Source organism: Herbaspirillum sp. BH-1 (assembly GCF_002870055.1).
Lineage (GTDB): Bacteria > Pseudomonadota > Gammaproteobacteria > Burkholderiales > Burkholderiaceae_D > Herbaspirillum > Herbaspirillum frisingense.
This window is the reverse complement of the sequence record NZ_PKOI01000006.1, coordinates 87354-114100: the sequence shown is the minus strand read 5'-3', so window position 1 is coordinate 114100 and position 26747 is coordinate 87354. Positions and strand designations below refer to the sequence as shown.

Below are 26747 nucleotides of genomic sequence, written 5' to 3'. Positions count from 1 at the left end.
CATGTCATCCAATACTGAAATTCGTCCGCCCCTTCCTCCGTTCACCCACGAGTCCGCCATCCAGAAGGTGCGCCTGGCCGAAGATGGGTGGAACACCCGCGATGCAGCAAAAGTCTCGCTTGCATACAGCCTGGATACGCGCTGGCGCAATCGTGCCGAGTTCGCCAACGGCCGGGACGAAGCACGCGCCTTCCTTGAGCGCAAGTGGGCCAAGGAGTTGGAATATCGCCTCATCAAGGAACTGTGGGCATTCAACGGAAACCGCATTGGCGTGCGCTATGCCTATGAATGGCGCGACGATTCCGGCAACTGGTTCCGCTCCTACGGCAACGAGAACTGGGAATTCAATGAAGATGGGCTGATGCAGAACCGTTACGCCTGCATCAACGACCGCCCCATCACTGAAAGCGAAAGGCTGTTCCGCTGGCCGCTCGGACGTCGCCCCGACGATCACCCCGGCCTGTCCGAACTGGGACTCTGAGCTGGTCTCGCCGTCGCGCCTACTTCGGCTCGGCCGTACGCAAGTCCGGCGCGACGACACCTCTGTTTTCCTTGATGCGGATGAAGACGGTCATCAGGAATGCGATGAGCAGCAGACCTGAGAGGAACATCAGCCCGGTGCCTGCCGAGTGACCTTGCCCCTTTACATAGCCAATCAGCGATGGGCCCACAAACCCTCCCAGGTTGCCCAGGGAATTGATGACGGCGATGGAAACCGCGGCCGTCTCCCGGGACAGGAATAGTGTCGGGAGCGCCCAGAAAGGGGACTTGAATGCATAGAGACCGGCAAGGCTGATGCTGATCAGCGTGATCGCGACGAAGGGATTAGCGACGTTGGCAATGGTACCGAGTGCGGCAGCGGCGACAGCCAGGGGAATTGCCGAGTGCAACTTGCGTTCGACGCGCTTATCCGAACTACGCGACCAGAGCACCATGACGATGGTCGCGAAGATATAGGGAATCATCGCGATGAGGCCGATCTGGGTGTGGCTCAGCTTGTCCGAGAAACCCTTGATGATCTGCGGCATCCAGTAACCGATGCCCAAGCTTCCGCACTGGTACACGAAGTAGATGAACGACAGATACAGCACGCGCGGGTTGGACAGCGTCTTCATCGTGCTGAGATGCCTGGCCTCCGGCTTGGCCAGCCGGTCTTTCTCCAGTTCTCCGGCGATCCAGTCCTTTTCTGCCTGGGATAACCACTTCGCGTCCTGTGGACGGTCGATCAGGTAGAAGTAGCACAGCAAGCCGCCAAGAATTGCCGGCCCTCCCTCCAGGACCAGCATCCAGCGCCAGCCGCTCCAGTTGAACCAGTGGACGTTATCCATGATCCAGGTCGAGAGCGGTGCACCGATGATGTACGAGACCGGAATGGCGGCCGTGAAGAGTGCCACGGTGGTGGCCAGCTCCTTCTGGCGGAACCAGTAGGTCAAGTACACGATGATGCCGGGGAAGAAGCCGGCTTCGGCCACACCCAGCAAGAAGCGCAGTACATACAACTGGTTGGCACTCTGTACGAAACCGCAGGCCACCGACACGGCACCCCAGGTCAACAGGATGCGTGCAATCCAGCGACGCGCCCCGAATTTGTTGAGCATCACGTTACTCGGCACTTCAAACAGGAAATAACCAATGAAGAAGATGCCCGAGATGAAACCGAAGGCCTCCGCCGACAAGGCCAATTCCTTGTTCATCTGCAGCGCAGCGTAACCAATGTTGGCGCGATCCAGATAGGAGATGATGTACAGGATGAAGACGAAGGGAATGATCTTCCAGGTAATCTTGCGTACCAGCGCGCCTTCGTTGATGTCTTGATGTGTCTGCATGCGACTGCTGCCGGCGGTTGACCGCCGGCATCCTCATGGAATGTTGATCGGGTGGCGAGGTCAGGAAAAGATCATGCAGACCGGGCTGCCGGAGGCGACGGAGAAGCCAGTCGGTTTCAGGGCGGCCGTGCGCTGGTCGAGCGTAAAGGCAACGATGGTGTCGCTGTCCTCGTTCAATGCGTACAGATAGCGGTTGTCCGGCGTGATGGTGAAGAAGCGCGGGGTCTTGCCTGCCGACTGCGTTACTGCGCCAGCGCGCAACAAGCCGGTTTGTGGGTCGATGAAGAAGCCTGCGATGCTGTCGTAGCCACGATTCGAAGCGAACAGGAATTGGCCGCTGCGGTCGATTTCGATTTCCGAGGCACGGCTGTTGCCGGTAAATGTCTCGGGCAAGGTGCTGAGGATCTGGCGCGGCTCCAGGCTGCCGTCTGCAGTCGAGTAGGCGTAGGTCGTGACGGTCGAATCCAGCTCATTGACCACGTACGCAGTCGGCAGGCGATGATGGAACACGATATGGCGGGGTCCGGAGGTCTCGCGCGCCACAACGAACGGCTTGACCGCCGGCACCAGCTTGCCATCGGCAAATTGGAACGAGAAGGTGCGGTCCAGCCCCTTGTCCGGAACGATGACGAATCTGCCGCTCGGGTCAAAGGGATTGAAGTGCGGCTTGGAGAGCTTTTGCTCGACACGGTGAGGACCGATCGGACCTTCCAGCGTTACCAGCTGGCTCATCTCCTGCAGCGAGCCGTCCGCCGCGATGGGCAACACAGCCAGGCTGGAACCGAGGTGGTTCGACACGACCACGTACTTGCCGGTCGGATCGATCGCCAGGTGCACCGGATTCTTGCCATGCGTGCTCTTGCGATTGATAAAGGTCAGCTTGCCTGTGGCACGGTCCACCTTGAATGCGCTGATATCGGAGAGATCGCCGTGCACCGTGTAGAGGTATTGACCATCGCGGCTCAATGTCAGGAACGAAGGATTCACCAGGTCCTTGACCAGTTGCACCAGCTCCAGATTGCCGTTGGTGAGGTCGACCTTGTACACGCTGATACCGTCGCCGCGTGCGTTGCGCTCCCGCGTCGTGCGGGAACCCACATAAGCAAACATTGCATTACCTCTTGAGTTGACGGGCGTGGCCACGCCCTGGTTTGTTGTTCCCACGGCACAACCGCTCAGCCCGGCAACCGCGAGCCCTCCCATGGCGCCCGCCGCTTGCAGGAGCTTCCGGCGAACTCCCTGAACGCCTGCCTGCACGCTACTTCCCGAGCTATTCCTGGCTTGCTTCATACGTGTGTCTCCTGTCGATAGATGTTTGTTCTTTTTTTCATATTGCATTTGTTTGCGTATTTATGCAACAATGAATTGATGAAAAATTCCTTGCCATTCGCCCCGGGACTGATTGACCACGCCGGAACGTCTTACCAGATGGTCGACCTGCCGGCCCTGTTCGGGGAGCGCCTGGATCAGCTGCCAGTGGTGCTGCGCATCCTGCTGGAAAACATCGTTCGCAATGGCAGGGGTGCAGAGCGAGAAGCCTCTGTGGCTGCGGTTTTCGAATGGCTGGAGTGCGGCACCAGCGAAGCCGAGATTACATTCCAGCCCGGGCGCGTGCTGATGCACGACACCACCAGTACCCCGGCATTGGTGGATATCGCAGCCATGCGGGATGCACTGGCCGAAGCTGGATGGGACCCGACGGCGCTCAACCCCGGGCTGCCGGTCGATGTGTCTGTAGACCACTCACTGGCCGTGGAATTTTTCGCACGGAAGGATGCCCTGGAGAAAAACCTGGCGCTGGAAGTGAAGCGCAATGGCGAGCGCTACAGCTTCATGCGCTGGGCCTCCAAGGTCATGAAGGGCGTACGCATTCATCCGCCGGGCACCGGCATCATGCACACCATCAACCTCGAGCAACTCGCGACGGTGGTGTCGACGGAACAGCGCGACGGACAGACCTGGGTCGTCCCCGATACCTTGCTCGGCACCGACAGCCACACGCCGATGATCAACGGCATTGGTGTTCTGGGCTGGGGCGTTGGTGGCCTGGAGGCGCAAACCGTCATGTTCGGCATGCCGACCATGATGCGCATCCCTGACGTCATCGGCGTACGCCTGATCGGCAAGCTCCGCGCCGGCGTACTGGCGACCGACCTCGCGCTGGTAGTGACTCAGCGGCTGCGCGCCATTGGCGTCTCCGGCGAGTTCGTTGAATATTTTGGTGATGGCGTTGCCAGCCTCACAGCGGGCGAACGTTCTGTCGTGGCCAACATGGCTCCCGAGTATGGCGCCAGCTCCGGCTTCTTTCCTATCGATGCTCATACCATCGACTACCTGCGCGCAACAAATCGTCCGGAAGAATTGCTCAGCCTGGCAGAGGCGTATGCCCGGCGTAACGCCTTGTGGTTCAACCCTGCTGCTACGCCGCGCTACACGCGCACCATCGAAGTCGACCTCGACACCATTGAAATGCATGTGGCCGGCCCGCGCCGTCCGCAGGACCTGCTGTCGTACTCGCAACTGGCGCCGACCGTCAGCGCCATCGGGTTTACGCCGAAACACGCAGACGGCCCGCTGCCACGCCATCCGTTTGCGATTGCCGCAATCACCAGCTGCACGAATACCTCAGACCCGGCACTGCTGGTCGCGGCGGGCCTGGTTGCCCGCAAAGCCCGCGCCCTTGGTTTGCGTGTGCCATACTGGGTCAAGACATCGCTGGGCCCGGGTTCGCCGGCCGCCGCTGACTATCTGGCACGTGCCGGTCTGACTGAAGACCTGTCGGCGGTCGGTTTCGACATCGTCGGTTATGGATGTACAACCTGCATCGGCAATTCCGGCCCGCTGAGCGAGCCCATCCAGCAGGCGTTGGCACAGGGCGACATCTACCCGGTTGCGGCGTTGTCGGGTAACCGCAATTTCCCGGGACGCGTGCATCCCGACCTGGACCTGGGCTTCCTGATGTCCCCGCCCCTGGTTGTCGCCTGTGCGATCGCTGGAAACGCCGAGACCGATTTGGCCACGCAGCCTGTGCAGACGACGGCCGACGGTCGCGAGGTGTGGCTGACGGACCTGTGGCCGACGCATGAGGAAATCGCCGAAGCCGTGACAGCGGGCGTTCGCCCGGCGGACTTCCCTAACGCCTTTTCCATTGCCACGCAGAATCCCATGTGGCACGCGTTGCAGGTGCCGGATACTCCGCTGTTCCCCTGGTCGCCGACCTCGACGGCATTGCGCCGCCCACCATTCGCAGCATTGTCGGAAGCCAGTCTGCTGGGCAGCTTCACGGCATATCCCCTGCTGGTCGTTGGCGACGACATCACGACCGACCATATCTCGCCGGCCAGCGCCATCCCGAAGAACAGCTTCATCGCCGACTTCCTGGTGGAGCGTGGAGACGACCGCAATGACCTGAATGTCTTCGCCTCGCGCCGTGGCAACTGGGAGGTGATGATGCGTGCAGCGTTCTACAACAGGACATTGCGTAATCTGCTGGCACCAGAATCCCCACCGGGCTACACGGTTCATGTACCGACGGGTGAATTGGCGCCCATCCACGAGGTGGCTGCGCGATATCGCACAGCCGGTGAATCTGCCGTACTGGTGGCAGGCGAGCGCTATGGCACCGGCTCTTCGCGCGACTGGGCCGCCAAGGGCCAGCGCTTGCTGGGCATTCGTTGCGTGTTGGCCATGAGCTTCGAACGCATCCACCGCTCCAACCTGATCGGGATGGGCATCCTCCCGCTGCGCCTGCCGGTTGGCGCCTCGCCCAGCGAGCTGAACATCCTTCCTGGCGACCGTATCGAGGTGGTCACCGATGCGACCACGCTGAAGCCTCGCTGCGAGGTGGCAGTGCGCCTGCTCCGCAAGGATGGTCAGGTGCTGGATATTGCCGCCCGTGCCGCAGTGGAGACCCAACTGGAAGTGGAGCTACTGCGCCGTGGTGGGGTGATTCCCTTCATTCTGGGAAATACGATCGAGGCGCAGCGTCAGTCATAATAGGGGGAAAGGCCCGTCCGGGCCTGCAAACCATGACGACCATGAGCACGGAATCATCCATCTCGAAACAGATTGTGGAACTGGTCAAGAACCAGTCTTGGGAAACTGGCACCCATCTGCCTGCTCAGTTGCTCGCCGACCGTCTTCGGGTATCCCGCCAGCCCATCAACACCGCGTTGGCCATGCTGCATGAAAAGGGACTTCTGACGCGCGAACGCAACAAGGGCTACTTCGTGGGGGAAGGGTTCTCCCAGGGTGTTTCCGACATCATGCAGGCGCTCGGCATCGAGGAGACCACGGTCACCACCGCTGTGTATTTCCGTATTGCCGATGACCTGCTCAAGGGAGAGTTGCCCCAGGAATTCTCGGAACTGCTGATCAAGACCCGATACAACCTGACCGCATCCCAGCTCAACGCCGTCCTGAGCCGCATCGCCAAGGAAGGCTGGGCCGAGCGCAAACCGGGATACGGGTGGGCATTCTCCAGCATGCTGCTGACGCCTGACAGCCTGTTGCAGTCATATCGCCTTCGCCTCGCACTGGAGCCAGCCGCACTACTGGAGCCTGGATTCAAACTGGACCCGCAAGTCCTGGAGCAGTTGCGCACAACAGAACGACACCTGCTGGCAGGGGGTTTCGAGACGGCCACCGCCGACGAGCTGCATGACCGCGGCGTCCGTTTCCATGAAAGTCTGGTTGAGGCGTCCGGCAATGCCTTCTTCATCGACACCATCAAACGTGTCAATCGCGTGCGCCGCCTGCTGTCCTATCGCTCCATGCGACAGCGCGACCGCTACCCGGAGCATTGCCGGCAACATCTGCATGTACTCGACCTGCTGGTCAAGGAGCGCAATGATGAAGCCTCGGAGTTCATGAAAGAGCACCTGCAATACACCCTGTCGTCGATTTCGAAGATCGGGGACATTCTGAAACCCTAGCCGACCACTGACACCATGAATCCGACTCCCGCCGTCCGCTCTGCATTGACCCCGACTGGCAAGCTGCGTGCCTCCATCAACCTGGGCAACCCCATTCTCGCAGGACGTGATGCGGAAGGCCATCCCTGCGGGGTATCGGTCGACCTGGCGGGGGCGCTGGCACGTGCGCTGGACGCAGAACTGGAACTGGTCGTGTTTGATGCTGCCGGCAAGTCGGTTGAGGCGGTCGCGGCAGAACAGGCTGATTTCGGCTTCTTCGCCATCGACCCTGTGCGGGGCCAGCAAATCGCCTTCACGGCGCCCTATGTGCTGATTGAAGGCTACTACCTGGTCAAGAATGAATCGCCGCTGAAGACCAACGACGAAGTCGACCGTGCCGAACATCGCGTCGTCGTCGGCAAAGGCAGCGCCTATGACCTTTACCTGACGCGCGAACTGAAGAACGCCACCATTCTGCGCTCGCCGACCTCCCCCACTGTGGTCCAGCATTTCCTCCAGGAAGCTGCCGAGGTGGCCGCCGGCGTGAAGCAACAACTGGAGCACGACGCCGCTCAAATTGGCGGACTGCGTCTGCTCAACGAACGCTTCATGGTGATTCAGCAGGCCATGGGTACACCGAAGAGCCGCGGCCCGGAAGCAGCTGACTTCCTGGCCGCGTTTGTGGAGAAGATGAAGGCCTCAGGCTTTGTCGCCGAGGCCTTGAAGCGTCACAACATCAACGGTGCATCCGTTGCTCCCTGAATACGCAATCGTCAGAAAAATAGAAAGCCGGTCAGCAGATGACCACCTGCCCCAGCCGCGCCACGGTGACCCCGGGCCCGAGCTGGCGCAGGGACGGCATGACGATGACGCAATTGTCATAGGGCGTGACGAATTCCCGCTCACCTTCGCGGGCGATGACGGTCCCGGCTTGGGCGATGATCTCCATGCCGCGATAGTCTTCGGCGAATTCCAGGTCATAGGACGTGGCCACCACCGGCTCGGTCACCTTGATGACACGCTGCGCTACGGTTTCGCCGGCTGACATGAAGGCCATCAGAGCGGCCCTCTCCATCACGCCGGTCGCGATCAGGAAGCGGCAGGCCGAGTCCATCGCCACATCCCGGCTGCGCGCGGAGAAGTGCTGGCCGGTTTCGATGAGCAGCGCATTCTTCGCGCTGGCAGGATCGCCGAAGCCGCCGTAGTCGCGCATGCGCACACCATTCGGGTGCCCGACGTCGACGATCGCATGTTCCGGTGCTCCGACCTCCGCGGCGAAGCGGATGCCCTTGTCCAGGGGACCACTCACAATCAGCGGTACCGCCTCTTCGTGCATGGAATGCAGGTCGAGCATGTAGTCGACCGTGTCGATGACGGGGCGCAGCTGGCGTGCACGACGCAGCTCCACGCTGTCGTCGGCGCCGTCCAGGCGCGCTGGCGACCAGACCCGGTTCATGTCTTCATCCACATAGCGCGTCGCATCCGGGTCGCGGGCGTCGAAGCGGCGATAGGCATCGACGTTGGCAAAGCCCAATGTGATACGTCCCTTTACCGGCTTCAGGCCGGCTTGCAGCAAGCGGTCGACGGTGATCGCACCGCTGACCTCGTTGCCATGCATCAGCGCCAGGATCATCACGTGCGGGCCGGCGACGCCGCTGTCGATGCTGTGCACGTAGTCGACACCGGTGTTGCCGTGCTGCCACTTGGCGATGTCGGGAAAGGCCACTTCGACGGGATATTGCTTCAGTGCGGCGCGTACTTGTTCCAAGGTTTTCATTCAACAGGCTCCAGCTTGATTTATCGGGCGCGTCCCGTTCGGCGGCCCAGCACGATGACTGCCGTCAGGCTGATCAGTGCGGTCGCCATGACGTAGAAGCTCGGTGCCATGTTGTTGGCGCTGGCCGCGATCATCCAGGTCACGATGAGCGGGGAGAAGCCGCCGAACAGGGTCACGGAAAAGTTGTAGCTCAATGCAAGACCCGTGCCGCGGGTCTGGGTCGGGAAGATATCCGACAGCAGGGCCGGGATCGGACCCAGGCAGGCCGCGATCAGCACGCCGACGATGCCCTGTACCGCAATCAGGGTGGAAATGGTCGGCCAGGTGTTGAGCAACATGAACAGGGGGTAGGAACTCAATCCGATCGCCGCCATGGCGATGGTCAGCACGCGGAAGCGCCCATAGCGGTCCGACAGGGTGCCGAACACGGGTGCGGTCAGCATCAGTACCAGTCCGGTGATGAGGGCACCGATGAAGGATGAGGTCGCAGGAATGTGCAGTTGCTTCAACGCATAGGTCGGCATGTAGAGCTTGTGCACGTAGTTGAACGCAGTGGCACCGGCGACCACGCCAATGGCCAGCAGCAGCTTGGCGCGATCACGTACCAGCACCAGTACCAGCGGTGATTTTTCGGATTGGGTCGCTGCTGCCGCGACCTTCTTGAATTCCGGTGTTTCATCGATCTGGCTGCGGATATAGAGACCCACCGGACCCACCAGCAGACCGAAGCAGAAGGCGACGCGCCAGCCCCATTCATTGAGTTGCGTCTCGGTGAGAAGATAGCTGAGCAGCGCACTGACACCGGCGGCTAGTACCGTGGCCAGGCCTTGCGTAGACAACTGCCAGCTGGCGAAGAAGCCGCGTCGTTTGGCGTCGGCATGCTCGACCATGAAGGCCGTCGCCGCACCGAATTCACCGCCGGTGGAGAAACCCTGCAGCAGGCGCGCCACGATGATGATCAACGGAGAAGCGATGCCGATCTGTGCATAGGTCGGCGCGAAGGCGATCATCGCCGTGCCGACCATCATGATCAGGATCGATGCCGTGAGTGAGGCCTTGCGACCGGCACGGTCGGCGTAGGAACCCAGCACGATGGCACCGAGCGGACGGATGACGAAGGAAATCCCGAAGGTACCCACACTGAGAAGCAAGGAGGTCGTATCGTCCTGCGCCGGGAAGAACAGCTTGCCGATCACCACGGCAAAGTAGCCGTAGATCAGCAGATCGTAGAATTCTAGGGCGTTACCGATACTGGCGGCACAGATCTCCTTCCAGGGGTTCTTGCGGCGGGCTGCGTGCTGGGCGGAGGCGCTGGTGGCGCTGGTGGCGCTGATGGCGTTGGCGACACTTGCGGCGGATGACTCTAGTTCGGCTGACATGCGATGGCTCCCTCTTCTCTGTGGGCGGCGCATCGCTGCTGCGTTGGCAATCCTGGCTGCGCCGCCTGTTCTATTTGGCTCGCACGCTTGATCTGTCCGGAAAAGTGCGCGCAGATAGCGCGTGTTGCGCACCAGGTGCGCGCACTTTCCAGACGCATCGGAAGGCATGCCGAGAACGTCGAGGGAGTATAGGGAGCCGCTTTTTCTGGCGATTGCCGTTTCGGCACAAGCCTGTGCTTTTTACGGCAGGAAGGGGCTGCGACGGGCCGGCGCCTATCAGGCCTGCTCGATGGCGTCCGAGGAAACGCCCTCCCAGATGGCATTGACCAGCGCATTGTCGTTGCCCCGCATGCGATAGAGCGAAATGTCGAAGTTCACGCGCATCTCGGGTTCGCCGATGATCTTCAGGCGGTGCTCGCTGAGGTCTTCCTGCACCAGCCGCTGGGGCAGCCAGGCGACGCCTGCGCCGCGACGGGCCATCTCGTGGATGGATTCGTAGGAGTCGGCTTCATACACCATGCGCAAGGCAATCTTTCTCGACAGGCCCGCCAGATGCTTGGCCAGCACCCCGCGCAAGGTCAGCGACTGCGAGAAGCCCAGCCATGGAATCGGCGTCAGGGCGGCGGCACCGGCTGTACCGGCCGCGGGCAGCTTGAAGCGCGCCCGTCCCTTGGCATCGACGGCGGCCACCGGCAGCAGGATCTCGCGCGCCAGCGTCAGGGACTCGTAGCGCATCGGGTCGATCAGCAGGCGCGTGGTGGGACTGGAATAGATCACCAGCAGATCGGCATCCCCTGTGCCCAGTCGCAGGATCACCTCCTGGGCACCACCGGTACTGAGCGACACCGGAAACGGCCCGAAGCGCTGGTTGATGCTCTCGTACCAGTCCGGAAAAAAGGTCCGCGCCAGGGTGCGCCCGGTAGCCACACGCAAGGTCTTTTCCACTGGGCTGGAGGCATCCTGCAACTGGGCCCGGGCAGCGTAGAGCACATCGGTCGAATGCGTGGCCGCATCCAGGAACAGCCTGCCCGCGGCGGTCAGTGACACCGGATGCGCGCGCACGACCAGCTCCGCGCCGACCCACTGCTCCAGCGCCTTGATGCGCCGCCCGAAGGCCGGATGCGTAACGAAGCGATTCTCGGCGGCCCGCGAAAAACTGCGCGTGCGTGCCAGCTCGATGAAGTCTTCCAGCCATATCAAATGCACAATGCCACCTCTGGAGTTTGGTGTTGGCGATACTCGTCCATGCTGCTTTCCGCGGCCCTTCGCTCTCAGGGAATGACCTTGGCCCGCCCCTTGGCCGCCAGCAGCTGCACCAGCAACTGATCGCGCTCGGCGGCGATCGCAACAGAAGTCTTGCCGGCCATCTGCTCTTCCACGCCGGCACGGATCCGGGCCTTGAGGGCGTCGGTGATGGCCGGCGTGCCGAGGTCGGCCCACCAGCTCTCGATGGGAGGTCCCAGGTGGTCCAGCATGTGCTGGATGCCGCCCTCGCCGCCCGACATGTGCAGGTTCAGATAGGGCCCCATCAGGGCCCAGCGCAGGCCGGGACCGTAGGCAATGGCGGTGTCGATGTCCTCGGTACTGGCCACGCCCTGCTCGACCAGATGGAAAGCCTCGCGCCACAAGGCGGCCTGGAGCCGGTTGGCGATATGCCCCTTGACCTCCTTGCGCACGTGGATGGCCTTCTTGCCGATGGCGGTGTAGAAGTCCAGCGCGGCCTGCACTGCCTCGGGCGAACTCTGTTCACCGCCGATCACTTCCACCAGCGGGATCAGATGGGGCGGATTGAAGGGATGGCCCAGCACCACCCGGCCGGGATGGCGGCAGGCGGCCTGCACCTTGCTCATCAACAGGCCCGAGGAACTGGACGCCAGCACCACGTCGGCCGGCAGCACGGCATCCATGCGCCGGAACAGGTCGATCTTGAGGTCTTCACGCTCGGGGCCATTTTCCTGGACGAAATCGGCATCGGCCAGCGCCTCTTCCAGCTGCGCCGAAAAGCGCAGCCGATCCAGCGACGCGCCCGGCGCCAGCCCCAGCACTTCCAGGCTGGGCCAGTGGCGCGCAACGGCCTGACGCAACTTCTCTTCGGCGCCAGGCATGGGGTCGGTCGCCGAGACGTCCAGGCCTTGTGCCAGGAAATAGGCCACCCAGCTGGCACCGATGACCCCGGTACCCACCACGGCAACACGCCGCACGCCCTGCTTGCCGCGGACGGCGCCGGATGTTGATTCTTGCATCTGTCTCTCCTCTTCTTGCCCTGATGGGAAGTGAAATGAACTCAAATAAAGTAATGATTTCTCGATTTTATTCGAGGAATTTTAGCGAGATTCCTACGGGCCTTCAGCTACGATGCCGTACAAACCATATAAAACAATAAATCGGACACGAATCCGAACCAACTCCAGGCGCTTTCATGTTCTTGTACATCCCCTTCCTGCTGGCATTTCTGACCGTCGTGGTGATCGCACTGGGTTGGAGGTCATTAAGCAATAGGCTATGGTTGGCAAGCGTGGGCGTCAGCTTGTGGTGGTTCAGCCAGCACATACAAGGTAACCCGGGTTTCGTATTCTAGAGATGAGTGCGATCATGGACCGTTCCATCGTCTTTACGCCTCGTGACCCTATCCTGCCGGGCGGGGTCTTCCTCAACTGCGTCTGCCTGCTGGCCATCAGCGGCTGCCTGGGCCTGCTGCTCTACTTCCAGTGGGCCTTGCAGGAACCCCTCTGCCCGCTCTGTCTCCTGCAGCGCACGGGCATCATCCTGACTGGCATCGGGTTCATGTGCAATCTGCGCTTTGGCGTCAAGAGCGCGCACTACGGCATGGCCGTGATCGGCGCCCTGCTGACCGGTGTGAGCGCGCTGCGCCAACTGGCACTGGAAGGTCTGCCAGGTCAGGATGCGCAGGGTGCACTGCTGCTGGGAATGCATTTCTACACGCTCTCGGCGCTGTTCTCGCTGGTAGCGCTGGCCACCATCGCCGGCCTGCTGGGCGTCAAGAGTGCCGAATATCCGGCCACACTGGTGCTGATGCAGATGGCCGAGGAGCCCGATATCGAGCCCCGCACTCCCTGGGCCAGGATCACGATGTGCACGACCTTCGTCGTCCTGGTGGGCGGTCATCTGGCCGCCACGATGGTCGCTTGCGATCCCGGTATCTGCGACGAGAATCTGTTCGGCCGCCTGCAGGCTTCAGACCGGTAATCCCGCCATCCCGCAATAAAAAAACGGCGCACCCCGCTGATGACGGGGATGCGCCGTGCAATGAACGACTCAAGACTATCCAGTCCGGGTGCCTTGCCACCCGGACCTTGCTTCAATACATCAGGACATCAGAAGCGGTGCTGCATGCCCAGCGACATGCCGAACTGGCTGTTGGCGAAGCCAGCGTCGTCACGCGAGAGGCCGACCAGCTGGTTGTTCTTGGCCTTGGCATAGGCCGTGCTCAGGTACAGGTCGGTGCGCTTGGACATCGCATACTTCAGGCGCAACGAGTACATGATCGGATCGGCATCGTTGGCCACGTTCTTGATGTTCTGGTAGTAGATGGCACCGATCACGCTCATGGCCGGAGTGAACTTGTAGGTCACGCCACCCCAGAAGAAATCGCTGCGCAGGTCGGTGGCGCCGGTGGCCAGGGTCTTCTTGTAGTAGCGGTAGCCCAGGTTGAACTTCCACGCATCCGACAGCTGGTAGCCGGCGGCCAGGTGGGCGCTGGTCGCGCGGTCATAGGCGACGCTGGTGGCGGTGGTGCTGTTGACGCGGTCGTAGGTCGCGGCCACGCTGAACGGACCCGAACCCCAGCCCAGGCCGACGCCATACTTGGCGCCGTTGCTGGTGTCGCCGGCCACTTCGCCGAAGCCATACATGGCACCGACCTTCACGCCGGAGAACTCACCCTGGTACTTGACCAGGTTGGACACGCCGGTCGGCATGCCATCCTTGCGGCCGCCGGTGGCACCGGCCGAGGTCACCCACGAATAGTTGGCCGAATAGCCCATGGGATCGAAGGGCAGGATGAAGTCATAGGTGGTCGAGAAGGAACGCCCCATGACCACGCGACCGAAGCCGCCTTCCAGGCCCACGGTGGACTGGCGGTTGAAGAGCTGGTTGGTGTCGCCGTCGAAGCTGCCGGTGTCGAGCTTGAAGCCGTTTTCCAGCTGGAACACGGCCTTGAGGCCACCGCCCAGGTCTTCCGTGCCACGGAAGCCGATGCGGGAGGTGTTCATCATGCCCGAGCTCAGGCGCACGACGTTGTTGCCGGCCGCATTGGCGTGGTTGACGAATTCCACGCCCGAATCGATCAGGCCGTAGACGGTGACCGACGACTGCGCCTGGGCGCCGGTCGTGGCCATGGTGGCGAGGGTGGCGAATGCTGCCAGCATGCTGGCGGCGAGGTGATTCCTTTGCACTGAGGTCTCCTTGGTTGAAAGCTTGGATGGTTTGCGTCGGCACGGGCGCGCCGTGCGACGTCTTCTGGTATTGCGCCCTGCCGCGCCGACGAGCCGGCCGGACGAGCGGGAAGAACGGCGGGTAGCCGTCCGCTCCCTTGCTTCATCGATGGGATGAACCGTTGATAGCCTGGGCGAGCTGCAGCAACGTCAGCGCGTCAGAACGCCCACAGCGCCTGTTCCGGCAGCGACAGCCAGTACTCGCCCTGCTCCAGGCGCTGCGGCGCGTAGGCACGCAGGCCGACCGCGCCGGCCGGGCCGCCTTCGACCTTGAACAGGCATTCCCAGCGGTCGCCCAGATACATGCAGGTTGACAGCGGCAGACGGATGGCATTGCCGGTCTGCTCGCCGGAGACGCGCACCTGTTCGACGCGGATGATGCCGGTCAGCTGCTGGCCCGGCTGGGCATCGTTGCGGCCGCGCAGGGTGGCAACAGCGGTGCCGCCATCGAGCTTGAGGGTCACACGCTCGCCATCCCGGCTGACTACCTCGGCGGCCAGCTTGTTGTTGCTGCCCATGAACTCGGCGGTGAACAGGGTATCGGGGGTCTGGTACATGCTCTGCGGCGTACCCTGCTGTTCGATGCGGCCATTGTTGAGCAGCAGGATGCGGTCGGAGATCGCCATCGCCTCGCCCTGGTCGTGGGTCACCATCAGGGCCGACAGGCCCAGGCGCACGATCAGTTCGCGCAGGAAGGCGCGGGCTTCCTCGCGCAGCTTGGCGTCGAGGTTGGAGAGCGGTTCGTCCAGCAGGATCACCTGCGGGTTGTAGACCAGGGCACGGGCAATGGCCACGCGCTGCTGCTGGCCGCCGGAGAGCTGGTGCGGATAGCGCTCACCCAGGTGGCCCAGGCCCAGTTGCGAGAGCACCGCCTTGACGCGGGTGGCGATCTCGGCCGAGGGTGTCTTGCGCAGCTTCAGGCCATAGGCCACGTTGTCGGCCACGGTCTTGTGCGGCCACAGCGCATAGGACTGGAACACCAGACCCAGGTTGCGCTCTTCGGCCGGCATCTCGAAGTTGCGGCTGCCATCGAAGACGCGGCGGGTGCCGATGTCGATGCTGCCGGCCTTGGGCGATTCCAGCCCGGCCACGGCGCGCAGCAGGGTGGTCTTGCCGCTGCCGGAAGGGCCCAGCAGGGCCACCACTTCACCGCGTTGCAGTTCCATGGAGACGCCCTTGAGAATGGGGTTGGCGTGGGCGCCGCTACCGTAGTCCAGGTGCAGGTCGTTGACGGAAAGTTCGCTCATGATGATTCCTTTGGAGACGCTTGCTTAAGGGGCGTCGGGCAGCCAGGCGCCCGACGCATGCAATGGATAGATTCGGTTGTCGGAGTCAGTCGTGCAGCTTGACGCCAAAGCGCAGCGCAATGCCCAGGCCCACGGCCACCAGCGTGATGTTGATGAAGGACAGTGCCGCCACCAGTTCCACCGCACCGGCCGCCCACATGGAGACGATCATGGAACCGATCACCTCGGTGCCCGGCGAGAGCAGGTAGACGCCGGTCGAGTATTCGCGCTCGAAGATCAGGAACACCATCAGCCAGGCGCCGATCAGCCCATAGCGCACCAGCGGGATGGTGACGTCACGCGTGACACGGGAGCGCGAGGCGCCGACCGCGCGGGCCGCCTCTTCCAGTTCCGGCCCGACCTGCAGCAGGGCGGTATTGATCAGGCGCAGGCCATAGGCCATCCACACCACCGAGTACGCCAGCCAGACCGAGAAGATGGTCGAACGCAGGCCACGCAGCGCCGGGATGAAGCTGTCCACCAGCCACAGGGCGATGGGGTTGTCGATGCCCTTCAAGGCCGAATCAAGCAGCGACGGTACGAACAGGAACACCCACAGGAAGGACAGGCCGGCCAGCAGGCCCGGCACCGCACGCGGCACCAGCACGCTGTAGTCGAGGAAGCGGGTGATGCCATCCTGCTTGCGGTGCATGGCCAGGGCGATGGCGGTATAGCAGGCCACCGCCAGGGCGCCACCGATGACACCGATGAGCACCGTATTGATGATGCCGCGCACCAGCGAGGGCTGGTCCCAGACGTTCAGGAGGTTGTCTAGGGTCAGCACTTCCAGCAGGTTCACGCCGTCGCCCCAGTGCGAGACGAAGGTACGCAGGGCAATACCCGACAGCGGGATCACCACGGTGAAGAGCAGCCAGCCGGCGATCAGCGCGAACGCCACCCAGCGCCACTTGCCCAGCGGCAGAGCCTTCTGGCGCGCACCCTTGCCCTTGATGGCGACATACTTGTTGGCCGAACGCAGCAGCCAGCGCTGCATCATCACCAGCGGCATGGTCACCGCCACCAGGCACACGGCCACTGCCGCCATCAGGTGATAGGAAGGCGTCCCCAGCTTGTTGGTGAGCTTGTAGAGATAGGTCGGCAGGACCAGGTGACCTTCCGGATCGCCCAGCACCAGCACCAGGCCGAACACCTCGAAACCGAGGAAGAACACCAGCACGCCCGAATAGGCCAGGGCCGGCGTGATCATCGGCAGCGACACGTTCAAGGCCACCTGCAGCGGCGAGGCGCCGGCCACGCGGGCCGCCTCTTCCACGTCCGAACCCAGGCTCTTGAGCGCCGACGAGGCATACAGATAGACGTGCGGTACGTGGGTCAGGCCGGCGATGATGACGATGCTGGTGAAGGAATAAATGTTCCAGGGGTCGCCCTCGAAGCCGAATACCGACAGCAGGTTTTTCATCCACACGGTATAGAAACCGACCGGTCCCATCGAGACCACGTAGCCGAAACCGATCACCATGGGCGAGACGAAGATCGGCACCATCAGCGCCGGGGCGATCAGGCTGCGGCCGGGCAGGTCGGTCCGCACCATCAGGAAGGCCAGCATGCCGCCCAGCGGCACGGCGATGAACGTCAGGCCGGCGGCCAGGGTGAAGCCATTGATGAAGGCCTGGCGGAAGTCCGGATCATCGAAGATGAAGCGGTAGGAATCGAAGGTCAGGGTCTTCACCGGCGCGAAGAATGGCGCCGACAGGAAGCTCTGGTAGAAGATCAGCAGCAGCGGCACGAAGATGGCCAGGGCTGCCAGCAGCACGACCAGGCCGCGTGGCCAGTTCAGCCGGAAGCGGCGGACTGGCAGGGCTTGCTCGCTGCGCGCTAGCGTTGTGGAGGTTTGCATGGTGCGCCTCATGAATAGGCAAATCAGGACAAATGGATCAGGGTCGGCGGAAAGACGGCAAGACGTCATCCACGGAGCTGCGTGGAAACGCGCTCCGGGCAAGCAATGATTCAGGCGAATGGGAACTACATTGCGTCGATGGCCCCGCCCGGACCTCCCCGGACCGGACGGGGCAGAGGCTTACTTCTTGGTGGCTTCCTTCCACTGCTTCAGGAAGTCCAGGCGCTTCTTCTGGTCCAGGTATTCCAGCAGTTCGGTGGAGACCGGCATCGGCTTCAAGGCCGCGCCCAGTTGCTTGGTCAGCTCGGCCGAGGTGGTGGCGCCGGTCACGTCGCCACGGATGGCGAACAGTTGCGCGTCATTGGCGATGATGGTCTGGCCGCGCTTGGAGAGGATGTAGTCCACCCACAGTTTGGCGGCATTGACGTTCTTGCCGGCCTTGTTGACGAAGATCACCCGCGAGAGCACCAGGTTGTAATCCTTGGTGAAGGCCACGCCGATGGACGGGTCCTTCTTGGCGCGCACCAGGGCGTAGGGGCCGAGGATGTTGTAGCCGATCAGGTTTTCACCGGAGGAGATGCGCTCCAGCATGGTGCCGGTGGAGGATTGCACGCGCGCCGCCACGCCGCCCATGGCGCGGGCGAAGTCCCAGAACTGCGGATTGTGCTTGAGGTCGTAGGTCATCAGGCTGAAGCCGACACCGGACTTCTCGATGTCGTAGGTGGTGACCTTGTTCTTGAACTTGTCCTGCTTGGTGCTCAGCAGCTTGGTGAAGTCGGCATGGGTGGTCGGCACTTCAGCCTCGGTCACCAGGCGCTTGTTGTAGACGATGGCCGCCGGCTCGAAGGTGGTGCCGTAGGCGGTGTCCTTCCAGTTGGCCCAGGCCGGGACGGCAGCGGCTTCCGGGGACTTGTAGGGCAGCGCGTAGCCTTCGGCCGCCAGCTTGACCTGCAGGTCCATCGAGGACGACCACATCACGTCGGCGGTGGCGCCACCGGCGGCCGCCTCGGAGATGAAGCGGTTATAGGCTTCGGTGGAATTCATGTCGTTGTACTCGACCTTGACGGCCGGATAGAGCGCGCTGAAATCCTTGATCAGCGATTCGGCGGCCTTGGAATCGGTGGTGCTGTAGATCACGACCTTGCCTTCCTTCTTGGCGCCTTCGATGATCTTGGCGTAGTCGGCAGGATAGCCGGCAGGGGTATCGGCGTGAGCGACTCCACTCAAGGCGACGGGCAAAGCGAGGGCCAGGCCGAGCGCGATGCTCAGGCGACGTTTGTGCAACATGGATTCTCCTTGATGATGAAAATGGCCCGCGCCGGCAAGTCAGCAGAGAGCGCCTGACGGCGCCTGCCCACCCGCACTGTCAACGCACCAGGCCTAACTCCTGGGACAGCTTGCGATATCGCGCCACGGTCTGCGCGATGTAATCCGAAAGCGGCTTGCCGGTCATGGCAAAGGGCTGCAAGCCGCCGATACTGCGCTGGCGATCGAATGCAGGATCGGCCATCGCCTTGTCGAAATAGCGCACCCAGCGCTGGTAATCGTCCTCGCTGGCATACGGGCTCATGTAGAAGCCGCGGATGATGGGCCACACCACGTCATAACCCTGCTCGCGTGCGGTCGGCACCGCCTGCAGCGGCCCCGGCAGGCGCTGCTCGGACAGTACCGCCAGGATGCGCACCTTGCCTTCGGCGATGAAATGGGCGGCCTCCGAGGCATCGCCGGAAATCACCTGCACGTGGCCGGCCTGCAGGGCCGCGAACGAGTCGCCACCGCCTTCCAGCGCCACGAAATGGAACTGGCGCGGTGCCATGCCGGCACGCTGGACCAGCATGGCCACCTTCAGCCAGTCCTGGCTGCCGGCCGTGCCGGACAGGCCGATGGTGGTGGCCGAGGGATCCTTGCGGATGGCCTCCAGCAACTGCTTCAGGCTGCGCCAGGGCGCATCGCTACGGACTGCGATCATGCCGTGGTCGATCCCGACCCCGGCCACCCAGCGTACATCGCCGACATCGGCGCGACCGTACTTGCCTTGCGCCAGTCCCAGCAGGGATCCCCCTGAAAACGCCACCAGCGAATCCGGACCACCGCGGCGGTGCGACACCACCGACCCCCAGGCCACGGCCCCGATGCCACCGGGCAGGTAGGCGACCTTCACGTTGCCCTGGGCGTCGCGACCGTCCTGTTCCTGCATCACCCGCCGCAACAGCTTGCACGAGGCATCCATGCCACCGCCAGGCTTGGCCGGCACGATGCATTCCACCGCCAGGGCGCACGGCGCCGCGCATGCCAGCAGGCAAGCGGCCACAAAGCGGTGCCAGCGGATCGCCTTCATGGCGTCAGCGGCACAGGGGATGCAATACGGGACGGGCGGTGTCGGCAGGGCCGACGGACAGGGCGGTCATGATGTGTCTCCTGCATGATCTTTTTTGATATGGGCGCATCGTACAAGAAAAGCCTTTCAGCCGGCTTTCAGTAAAGCTTGCAATGCGGCTTTCTCTCCACAATGGCGGCTACGCGTTTTCCGCAATTGCTGCGCCGGCCATTTCAAAGGGCGACGGCCTTCTGTTAGCATCCGCGCTGGAGACAAGCCGCACCGGACCTACATCAATAAAAAGGCAGCATCATGCGCATCCTGCTGGTCGAAGACCATATCGAACTTTCCCGCTGGCTGGCCAAGGCCATGCGCGACGCCCACCTGACCGTGGAATGCGCCCATAACGGCGCCGATGCCGACAGCCTGCTGTTGACGCAGGACTATGCGCTGGTGATCCTGGACCTGACCCTGCCGCGCATGGATGGAATGGAAGTCCTGAAGCGCATGCGCGCCCGTGGCAGTCGCACCCCGGTGCTGATCCTGACCGCACGCGGCGGCCTGGCTGACCGCGTCAGCGGCCTCAACATGGGCGCCGACGACTACCTGGCCAAACCCTTCGAACTGGAAGAACTGGAAGCCCGCGTGAAGGCCCTGCTGCGCCGCTCGCAGAGCCACGAAGCGGTCACCGTCACCTGTGGTGCGCTCAGCTTCGACACGGTCTCGCGCACCTTTACCTATGGCGGCGAACTGCTGGCGCTCACGCCCCGTGAGCATGCCGTGCTGGAAGCGCTGATCGTGCGCCACGGGCATACGGTCCCCAAGGAAAAACTGTTCCAGCAGGTGTTTTCGCTGGACGACAATGCCAGCGTGGATGCCATCGAGATCTATATCCACCGCCTGCGCAAGAAGCTCGAACGCGATGGTGCCGGCAAGGTCGGCATCACCACCCTGCGCGGCCTGGGCTATCTGTTGCAGGCAGTGTGATGGCAACCGCGATCCGGCGCCTGGGCAACCTGCGCAGCCAGCTGGTGCGCTGGCTGCTGATTCCGTTGACGCTGCTGGTGGCGGTGGATGCGGTCTCGGTCTACTACAACGCGCTGGAAGTGGCCGACCTGGCCTACGACCGTTCACTGCTGGCCTCGACCCGGGCACTGGCCGAGCGGGTTTCCATCGTCGATGGTCACGTCACGGCCGATGTGCCCTATGTGGCGCTGGACAGTTTCGAGACCGACAACCTGGGCCGCATCTACTACAAGGTCACCGGCTTGAAGGGTGAGCTGGTGTCGGGCTACGACGACCTGCCGCCGGTGCCGGCCAATGTCAAGCGCTCGGAAGTCTATCCGGCCCTGGTGCGCTTCTACCAGGCGGACTACCACGAGCAACCGATCCGCATCGCTGCCCTGCTGCAGCCTGTGTATGACGACAGCATGCGTGGCATCGCCCTGATCCAGGTCGGCGAGACCATGGAGGGACGCAACGGCATGACGCGCAAGATCCTGTTCGACACGCTCTGGCGGCAAGGCACGCTGGTATCGGTGGCCGCGCTGCTGGTGTGGTTCGCGGTGCGTTTCGTGCTGCGGCCGGTGATGCAGTTGAAGGGGGAGGTGGAGTCGCGCGCGCCAACCGACCTGTCCGGCTTCGATCCGGCGCTGGTGCACAAGGAAATGCGTCCGCTGGTACAGGCCATGAATGGTTACATGGACCGCTTGCAGGCCCTCATCAGCGGGCAACGCCGCTTCATCGCCGATGCCTCGCACCAGTTGCGCACGCCTTTGACGGTCTTGAAGACGCAATCCGAACTGACCCTGCGCGAACTGCGTCGTGAGCGCCTCGATGCCGGCGAACTGCGCGACCTGGTCGAGGGCATGGCGCGCACCACCGACTCGGCCGTGCATCTGGCCAATCGCCTGCTGACCCTGGCGCGTGCCGAACACGGCGCGGCCGAAGGCGGCACCATGCGCGTCTCGCTCACCGATGCGGCGCGCCAGGTGGCGCTGGAACTGTCGCAGCAGGCGGTGCTGCGTGACATCGCCCTGGCCTTCGAGGAAGAGGGCGACATCGGCATCCAGGCCAATGCCCTGCTGCTGCACGAATTGATGGTGAACCTGCTGGACAATGCGATCCGCTACACCCCGCCAGGCGGTCACGTCATCCTGCGGGTGCGGGCCGCCAGTGCAGCGGGACAGCCCACCGGTGCGCTGCTGGAAGTGGAAGACGACGGCCCCGGCATTGCCGAGGCCGAGCGTGAGCGCGTGTTCGAACCCTTCTACCGTGCCGGCGCGACCCAGCACGTCAATCCCGGCGGTACCGGCCTGGGGCTGTCCATCGTGCGCGAGATTGCGGCCATGCACTGCGCCAGCGTCACACTGGCAACTCCGCTGCGGGGCAACGGGCTGGTGGTACGAATCACGTTTCCGGGCGTGGTGGAGTTGCGGACCTGAGACGCGGCTCCTGGCCACACAGGCGCAGGAGCCGTTGGCATAGCGACGCCTCTCAGAACTGTTCCCAATCCCCGTCGTCGGCAGTCATGGCCTTGCTACCGGCCTTGGCACTGGCCTTGGCACTGGACTTGGTGCTGGCCGCCGGCAAGGCAGGGGGTGTCGCAGTTGCCGCAGTTGCCGCTGCAGGCGATGTCGCAGCCGGTGCTGCTGCCTGCCCTGTTTTGGCCGCCGGGCGGGCGGTCGTCGCAGGCCTGGGGGCCAGCGGCTTGCGTGTGGCTTGCGCGCGCGGGGCATCGCTGCTGCTGAGCTTGAAGACACCCACCGTTTCGCTCAGGCGGACCGACTGCTCCTGCAACGATTGCGCGGCGGCCGCGGCCTGCTCCACCAGCGCGGCGTTCTGCTGGGTCACTTCATCCATCTGCACGATGGCGTGGTTGATCTGTTCGATACCATCGCTCTGCTCATGGCTGGCCGCCGAAATCTCGGCCACCACGTCGGTCACCCGCCTGACACTGGCCACTACCTCGCTCATGGTACTGCCGGCCTGTTCCACCAGCCGGCTGCCGTTGTCCACGCGGGCCACCGAGTCGTCGATGAGGGCCTTGATTTCCTTGGCCGCCGAGGCGCTGCGCTGGGCCAGCGTGCGCACTTCCGAGGCCACCACCGCAAAGCCGCGTCCCTGCTCGCCGGCCCGGGCCGCTTCCACCGCCGCATTCAAGGCCAGGATATTGGTCTGGAAGGCGATGCCGTCGATCACGCTGATGATGTCCACGATCTTGCGGGATGCGTCATTGATCTCGCCCATGGTCTGCACCACCTGGCCGACCACGCTGCCGCCCTGCACGGCGACCTCCGAGGCTGTCGCGGCCAGCTGGTTGGCCTGGCGCGCATTGTCGGCGTTCTGCTTGACGGTGGACGTCAGTTCTTCCATGGCCGAGGCGGTCTCTTCCAGCGCACCAGCCTGTTCCTCGGTGCGGGAGGACAGGTCCAGGTTGCCGGTGGCGATCTCGGAAGAAGCGGTATTGATGGTGTCGGTGCCGGTGCGGACTTCGCTGACGATGCGATGCAGGTTCTGGTTCATGGTCTTGAGCGAGGCCAGCAGCATCCCGGTTTCATCCTTGCTGGTATCGGCAATCTGCACGGTCAGGTCGCCCTGGGCCACGGCGCTGGCGACGTTGACCGCCTCGTTCAGCGGCCGCGTGATGGAGCGCGTCACCAGCCAGGCGGCGATCACGCACAGGATGATGGCCACGCCCGAGAGTTCCAGCATCAGCGCAATGGCCGAGCTGGTGGTGTTCTGGCTCTCGACGACGCTGTCGTCCATCAGGGTCTTCTGGAAGGCGACGAATTCGTTGAGCACGTCGAAGTAACGGTCCTGCGCCGGTATCACTTCGGTGAAGAGGACCTCGGTGGCCTCCTCCTTCTTTTGCTGGCGGATCAGCTCTCGCAGCTTGTCGCGTGGCGTGTTGTAGGCCGCACGCGCATCCTGGATGGATTTCATCAACTCCTTGCCACGCGCGGTGCCGACCATCTTCTCGACATCGGCCAGCGCTTGGGTGGTCTTGGCGGTGTTGGCCGCACCGCGATCAAGGTAGCGGGTGGCTTCCTCGGGATTGCGCGCCAGCAAGGCATTGCGCAGGTTGCGGGCAGCCGAGTTGACGTTCTCGCGGATTTCCATCACCAGCGAAATCTTGACATAGCGGTCCTCCACCACCATCCGGGAGGCCTTGCTGATGCTGTTGAGGCTTTGCATGCCCACGCCGGTGATCAGGCACATGACGCCGATCAATATGGCAAAGCATGCGGCCAGGCGCACGCTGATCTTGATATCCTTGAATTTCATTGGTCGACCCCCATTCGTCGCATTGAAGAGATGCAAGAGAAGCCCGGACCATGCTGCCGATCCGGACCCGCGCGCGTCTGCAGTCGCGGTCCTGTGGGTGTCGCCTTCGAGCAACCGGCTCGGTCGCGGGCAATCTGTTACCTGAGGACAATCGATCGCCCGCCATTGGCGAGAGCGGAGACCGGTCATGTGCGATGCAGTCGGTATAAATTGCAGCGCGTTGCTTGTCAACGGCAGTTTCTCCCGTTACTTGAGCGTTGCTCACCTGCCCGGCCGCCAGCCCACAGCCCTGCTGGCGCTTTGGGTTAGAATGGGCACTGCCGTCAGCCCTCTCCGCCCTTCCAGGACGGTCCGCCAGCCACTCCTCCCTGTGCCGCGCCTGACCAGTCCTGACCATCGATGAATCCAGTCACTCCCCACCCCGCACCGCTGTCGGCGCGCCTGAAGTCCGAGACCGCCGATCTGCACCAGCAGATGCACGCGCTCATGGAAAGGGCGCAGCCATTTTCCGATCGCCTGCGTTACAGCCGCTTCGTGGCGGCGCAATATCATTTCCAGCGCGACGTCGAGCACCTCTTCGATGACCCCGGTCTGCAGGCCGCCCTGCCCGATCTGCAGGTACGCGGTCGCGAAGCGGCGGCACTCGCCGATCTGGCCGACCTGCAGGCAGCACCGGGTGAGGTGACCATCGCCACCGCCTCGGTACGGTTGCCGCAAGCCTGGGGCTGGCTCTACGTATCGGAAGGATCGACCCTGGGTGCGGCCTTCCTGTTGAAGGAAGTCCAGGACAAGCTGGGCCTGTCCGAACACTTCGGCGCACGCCACCTGGCGGCCTATCCGGAAGGCCGGGCGCTGGCCTGGCGTCGCTTCGTCGGCTTTCTCGATGCCAGCGAGCTGACAGCGGCCGAGCAGGATGCCGTGGTGGCCGGCGCGACGGCGGCGTTCGAACGCTTCGGCCTGTTGCTCAGGCGCCATTTCGCGCTGGATTGAGGCAACGTGGACCATCCGGCTCCGGATCCGCGGCAGGACGCCGCTCCTGAAGAACGCTCCCCCAACGCCAGCTCGCTGGCGCCACCGCGCACGCGCTGGCTATGGCTGCTGCTGGCCTATGCCAGCCTGGGCATCGGCATCATCGCCATCTTCATCCCGGGTATCCCTACCACCGAGTTCGTGCTGCTCTCGGCCTGGGCCGCCGGCCGTGGTTCGCCGCGGCTGCAGCGCTGGCTGGAACAGCATCGCCTGTTCGGCCCGATGATCCACAACTGGCGCCATGGCCGGGTGGTGGCGCGGCGCGCCAAGATCAGTGCCTCGCTGATGATGAGCCTGTGCCTGGTGATCATGCTCTTTACGGTCAAGCGCCACTGGGTGATCGTGCTGGCCACGCTGGGCATGGCCCTGGGCGCGGCCTGGATGTGGTCGCGCCCGGAACGCACAGAAGACGCCGAGCCCGGCGAGCGCTCATGAAAAAAGCCCGTGCCGCGATGACGGCACAGGCTTCCCGGCTCCCACCCTTGCACGCCGGGCTCAGGTAATGGACGACGACACCTTCCACAGATCGACATCGCCATCGGTGGCATGACTGTCGATGCGGGCCAGTTCATCGGCGCTGAAGTCCAGCTTCTTCACGGCATCCAGCGAATCATCCAGCTGCTCCACGGTGCGCGCACCGATCAGTGCCGAGGTGACGCGCGCATCGCGCAATACCCAGGCGATCGCCATCTGCGCCAGGGTCTGGCCGCGCTGGCTGGCGAGCTCGTTCAAGGCACGGATGCGCGCCAGGTTGTCTTCCGACAGCATGCGCTGCGGCAGCGAAGGCGCACGCGTGACGCGAGCGCCTTCCGGCACGCCGGCCAGGTACTTGGAGGTCAACAGGCCCTGCGCCAGCGGCGAGAAGCCGATGCAGCCCACGCCCAGCTCTTCCAGCGCCGGCAACAGCCCCTGTTCGATACTGCGGTTGAGCATGGAATAGTTGGGCTGGTGGATCAGCAATGGCACGCCTTCGCTCTTGAGGATGGCGGCAGCCTTGCGGGTCAGCTCGGGCGAATAGGAAGAAATGCCCACATACAGCGCCTTGCCCTGGCGATGCAGGTGGGCCAGCGCGCCCATGGTCTCTTCCAGCGGGGTGTCGGCATCGACCCGGTGCGAATAGAAGATGTCCACATACTCCAGGCCCATGCGCTTGAGGCTCTGTTCGCAACTGGCGATCAGGTGCTTGCGCGCGCCGCTGGGACCGCCATACGGGCCGGGCCACATCTGCCAGCCAGCCTTGCTGGAGATGACCAGTTCGTCGCGATAGGGGGCGAAATCCTTGGCCATGTAGCGGCCGAAGTTCTCTTCGGCGGAACCGGCCGGCGGGCCGTAGTTGTTGGCCAGGTCGAAGTGGGTAACGCCTCGGTCGAAGGCGCGGCGCAATACGGCGCGGCCGGTCTCGAAGTTGTCGACGCCACCGAAGTTCTGCCACAGGCCCAGCGACACGGCGGGCAGCAGCAGGCCGCTGCGGCCGGTGCGGCGATAGGGCATGCGGCCATCGTAGCGGGAGGGTTCGGCGATATAGCTCATGAGTCTCCTTGGGGAAGTTCCACTGTAGGGATTGAGGGGTTGACCACGGTGGTGCGCAGAAGTCTACACTTCCGTCGCTTATTCATTAAAT

23 protein-coding genes are annotated in these 26747 nt (G+C 63.3%); 10 read left to right on the top strand and 13 right to left on the bottom strand.

Annotated features, from left to right (window positions below):
* Nucleotide 1 precedes the first annotated feature (1 nt).
* Entirely contained in the window at nt 2-481 is a 480-nt protein-coding gene (locus HBH1_RS10320; protein ID WP_102662687.1) for a nuclear transport factor 2 family protein, read from the top strand.
* Between the two features lie 19 nt (nt 482-500).
* Here HBH1_RS10320 and HBH1_RS10315 read toward each other — a convergent pair whose 3' ends face one another.
* Together HBH1_RS10315 and HBH1_RS10310 are read right to left on the bottom strand one after the other, a co-directional pair.
* Entirely contained in the window at nt 501-1826 is a 1326-nt protein-coding gene (locus HBH1_RS10315; protein WP_102662686.1) for an MFS transporter, read from the bottom strand.
* 60 nt (nt 1827-1886) lie between these two features.
* Nucleotides 1887-3116: a lactonase family protein gene (locus HBH1_RS10310; protein ID WP_369878611.1), complete on the bottom strand. Its 1230-nt coding sequence runs from the start codon at nt 3114-3116 to the stop codon at nt 1887-1889.
* Nucleotides 3117-3194: 78 nt separating this feature from the next.
* On the opposite strand from HBH1_RS10310, the gene acnA reads away from it, so the two are divergent.
* The 3 genes from acnA to HBH1_RS10295 are packed head-to-tail and all read left to right on the top strand — an operon-like array spanning nt 3195 to nt 7501.
* Nucleotides 3195-5822 carry an aconitate hydratase AcnA gene (gene acnA, locus HBH1_RS10305; protein WP_102662684.1) on the top strand — a complete coding sequence of 876 codons (2628 nt, stop codon included), beginning with the start codon at nt 3195-3197 and terminating at the stop codon, nt 5820-5822.
* 41 nt (nt 5823-5863) lie between these two features.
* The gene (locus HBH1_RS10300) at nt 5864-6760 is read left to right on the top strand and encodes a GntR family transcriptional regulator (protein WP_369878613.1); all 897 of its coding nucleotides are present in this window, start codon (nt 5864-5866) and stop codon (nt 6758-6760) included.
* A gap of 15 nt (nt 6761-6775) precedes the next feature.
* A complete protein-coding gene (locus HBH1_RS10295; protein ID WP_102662682.1) occupies nt 6776-7501 on the top strand; it encodes an ABC transporter substrate-binding protein in 726 nt (241 codons plus the stop codon).
* Nucleotides 7502-7532: 31 nt separating this feature from the next.
* Here HBH1_RS10295 and HBH1_RS10290 read toward each other — a convergent pair whose 3' ends face one another.
* The 4 genes from HBH1_RS10290 to HBH1_RS10275 form a co-directional block, all read right to left on the bottom strand.
* Entirely contained in the window at nt 7533-8516 is a 984-nt protein-coding gene (locus tag HBH1_RS10290; RefSeq protein WP_102662681.1) for a M14 family metallopeptidase, read from the bottom strand.
* A 20-nt stretch (nt 8517-8536) separates the two neighbouring features.
* Nucleotides 8537-9895 carry an MFS transporter gene (locus HBH1_RS10285; RefSeq protein ID WP_102662680.1) on the bottom strand — a complete coding sequence of 453 codons (1359 nt, stop codon included), beginning with the start codon at nt 9893-9895 and terminating at the stop codon, nt 8537-8539.
* Nucleotides 9896-10171: 276 nt separating this feature from the next.
* The gene (locus tag HBH1_RS10280) at nt 10172-11101 is read right to left on the bottom strand and encodes a LysR family transcriptional regulator (protein WP_102662679.1); all 930 of its coding nucleotides are present in this window, start codon (nt 11099-11101) and stop codon (nt 10172-10174) included.
* 65 nt (nt 11102-11166) lie between these two features.
* Complete coding sequence (locus tag HBH1_RS10275; RefSeq protein WP_102662678.1) at nt 11167-12138, bottom strand: 3-hydroxyacyl-CoA dehydrogenase NAD-binding domain-containing protein; 972 nt, start codon at nt 12136-12138, stop codon at nt 11167-11169.
* Nucleotides 12139-12314: 176 nt separating this feature from the next.
* On the opposite strand from HBH1_RS10275, the gene HBH1_RS25645 reads away from it, so the two are divergent.
* A complete protein-coding gene (locus tag HBH1_RS25645; RefSeq protein ID WP_338073354.1) occupies nt 12315-12473 on the top strand; it encodes a DUF5993 family protein in 159 nt (52 codons plus the stop codon).
* 14 nt (nt 12474-12487) lie between these two features.
* Nucleotides 12488-13102: a disulfide bond formation protein B gene (locus HBH1_RS10270; protein ID WP_102662677.1), complete on the top strand. Its 615-nt coding sequence runs from the start codon at nt 12488-12490 to the stop codon at nt 13100-13102.
* Nucleotides 13103-13230: 128 nt separating this feature from the next.
* Here HBH1_RS10270 and HBH1_RS10265 read toward each other — a convergent pair whose 3' ends face one another.
* The 5 genes from HBH1_RS10265 to HBH1_RS10245 form a co-directional block, all read right to left on the bottom strand.
* Complete coding sequence (locus tag HBH1_RS10265; protein WP_102662676.1) at nt 13231-14310, bottom strand: porin; 1080 nt, start codon at nt 14308-14310, stop codon at nt 13231-13233.
* Between the two features lie 197 nt (nt 14311-14507).
* Complete coding sequence (locus HBH1_RS10260) at nt 14508-15596, bottom strand: ABC transporter ATP-binding protein (protein ID WP_102662675.1); 1089 nt, start codon at nt 15594-15596, stop codon at nt 14508-14510.
* Nucleotides 15597-15681: 85 nt separating this feature from the next.
* Nucleotides 15682-17493, bottom strand: coding sequence for an ABC transporter permease (locus HBH1_RS10255; protein WP_006461241.1), 1812 nt, complete (start codon nt 17491-17493; stop codon nt 15682-15684).
* Between the two features lie 180 nt (nt 17494-17673).
* Nucleotides 17674-18780, bottom strand: coding sequence for an ABC transporter substrate-binding protein (locus HBH1_RS10250; RefSeq protein ID WP_102662674.1), 1107 nt, complete (start codon nt 18778-18780; stop codon nt 17674-17676).
* 79 nt (nt 18781-18859) lie between these two features.
* The gene (locus tag HBH1_RS10245; protein WP_102662673.1) at nt 18860-19831 is read right to left on the bottom strand and encodes a Bug family tripartite tricarboxylate transporter substrate binding protein; all 972 of its coding nucleotides are present in this window, start codon (nt 19829-19831) and stop codon (nt 18860-18862) included.
* A gap of 291 nt (nt 19832-20122) precedes the next feature.
* Between HBH1_RS10245 and HBH1_RS10240 the strand changes: the two genes are divergently transcribed.
* Together HBH1_RS10240 and HBH1_RS10235 are read left to right on the top strand one after the other, a co-directional pair.
* A complete protein-coding gene (locus HBH1_RS10240; RefSeq protein WP_006461238.1) occupies nt 20123-20797 on the top strand; it encodes a response regulator in 675 nt (224 codons plus the stop codon).
* The gene (locus HBH1_RS10235) at nt 20797-22254 is read left to right on the top strand and encodes a sensor histidine kinase (RefSeq protein WP_102662672.1); all 1458 of its coding nucleotides are present in this window, start codon (nt 20797-20799) and stop codon (nt 22252-22254) included. Before HBH1_RS10240 ends, HBH1_RS10235 begins: the two co-directional genes overlap by 1 nt.
* Nucleotides 22255-22306: 52 nt before the next feature.
* Here HBH1_RS10235 and HBH1_RS10230 read toward each other — a convergent pair whose 3' ends face one another.
* On the bottom strand, nt 22307-24097 hold the full coding sequence (locus HBH1_RS10230; RefSeq protein ID WP_102662671.1) for a methyl-accepting chemotaxis protein: 1791 nt from the start codon (nt 24095-24097) through the stop codon (nt 22307-22309).
* Between the two features lie 399 nt (nt 24098-24496).
* Between HBH1_RS10230 and HBH1_RS10225 the strand changes: the two genes are divergently transcribed.
* Nucleotides 24497-25087, top strand: coding sequence for a biliverdin-producing heme oxygenase (locus HBH1_RS10225; RefSeq protein WP_102662670.1), 591 nt, complete (start codon nt 24497-24499; stop codon nt 25085-25087).
* 6 nt (nt 25088-25093) lie between these two features.
* A complete protein-coding gene (locus tag HBH1_RS10220; protein ID WP_199181563.1) occupies nt 25094-25561 on the top strand; it encodes a YbaN family protein in 468 nt (155 codons plus the stop codon).
* Nucleotides 25562-25621: 60 nt separating this feature from the next.
* On the opposite strand, the gene mgrA is transcribed toward HBH1_RS10220, so the two are convergent.
* On the bottom strand, nt 25622-26656 hold the full coding sequence (gene mgrA / locus HBH1_RS10215; protein ID WP_102662669.1) for an L-glyceraldehyde 3-phosphate reductase: 1035 nt from the start codon (nt 26654-26656) through the stop codon (nt 25622-25624).
* Nucleotides 26657-26747: the final 91 nt, after the last annotated feature.

Excerpts from the sequence above, each read along its gene's own strand:
- HBH1_RS10285 (WP_102662680.1), bottom strand. The coding sequence starts at position 9,895 with ATGTCAGCCGAACTAGAGTCATCCGCCGCAAGTGTCGCCAACGCCATC.
- HBH1_RS10240 (WP_006461238.1), top strand. The coding sequence starts at position 20,123 with ATGCGCATCCTGCTGGTCGAAGACCATATCGAACTTTCCCGCTGGCTG.
- HBH1_RS10250 (WP_102662674.1), bottom strand. The coding sequence starts at position 18,780 with ATGTTGCACAAACGTCGCCTGAGCATCGCGCTCGGCCTGGCCCTCGCT.
- mgrA (WP_102662669.1), bottom strand. The coding sequence starts at position 26,656 with ATGAGCTATATCGCCGAACCCTCCCGCTACGATGGCCGCATGCCCTAT.
- HBH1_RS10270 (WP_102662677.1), top strand. The coding sequence starts at position 12,488 with ATGGACCGTTCCATCGTCTTTACGCCTCGTGACCCTATCCTGCCGGGC.
- acnA (WP_102662684.1), top strand. The coding sequence starts at position 3,195 with ATGAAAAATTCCTTGCCATTCGCCCCGGGACTGATTGACCACGCCGGA.
- HBH1_RS10310 (WP_369878611.1), bottom strand. The coding sequence starts at position 3,116 with ATGAAGCAAGCCAGGAATAGCTCGGGAAGTAGCGTGCAGGCAGGCGTT.
- HBH1_RS10260 (WP_102662675.1), bottom strand. The coding sequence starts at position 15,596 with ATGAGCGAACTTTCCGTCAACGACCTGCACCTGGACTACGGTAGCGGC.
- HBH1_RS25645 (WP_338073354.1), top strand. The coding sequence starts at position 12,315 with ATGTTCTTGTACATCCCCTTCCTGCTGGCATTTCTGACCGTCGTGGTG.
- HBH1_RS10320 (WP_102662687.1), top strand. The coding sequence starts at position 2 with ATGTCATCCAATACTGAAATTCGTCCGCCCCTTCCTCCGTTCACCCAC.
- HBH1_RS10245 (WP_102662673.1), bottom strand. The coding sequence starts at position 19,831 with ATGAAGGCGATCCGCTGGCACCGCTTTGTGGCCGCTTGCCTGCTGGCA.
- HBH1_RS10255 (WP_006461241.1), bottom strand. The coding sequence starts at position 17,493 with ATGCAAACCTCCACAACGCTAGCGCGCAGCGAGCAAGCCCTGCCAGTC.
- HBH1_RS10235 (WP_102662672.1), top strand. The coding sequence starts at position 20,797 with ATGGCAACCGCGATCCGGCGCCTGGGCAACCTGCGCAGCCAGCTGGTG.
- HBH1_RS10315 (WP_102662686.1), bottom strand. The coding sequence starts at position 1,826 with ATGCAGACACATCAAGACATCAACGAAGGCGCGCTGGTACGCAAGATT.
- HBH1_RS10275 (WP_102662678.1), bottom strand. The coding sequence starts at position 12,138 with ATGCAAGAATCAACATCCGGCGCCGTCCGCGGCAAGCAGGGCGTGCGG.
- HBH1_RS10290 (WP_102662681.1), bottom strand. The coding sequence starts at position 8,516 with ATGAAAACCTTGGAACAAGTACGCGCCGCACTGAAGCAATATCCCGTC.
- HBH1_RS10295 (WP_102662682.1), top strand. The coding sequence starts at position 6,776 with ATGAATCCGACTCCCGCCGTCCGCTCTGCATTGACCCCGACTGGCAAG.
- HBH1_RS10230 (WP_102662671.1), bottom strand. The coding sequence starts at position 24,097 with ATGAAATTCAAGGATATCAAGATCAGCGTGCGCCTGGCCGCATGCTTT.
- HBH1_RS10300 (WP_369878613.1), top strand. The coding sequence starts at position 5,864 with ATGAGCACGGAATCATCCATCTCGAAACAGATTGTGGAACTGGTCAAG.
- HBH1_RS10225 (WP_102662670.1), top strand. The coding sequence starts at position 24,497 with ATGAATCCAGTCACTCCCCACCCCGCACCGCTGTCGGCGCGCCTGAAG.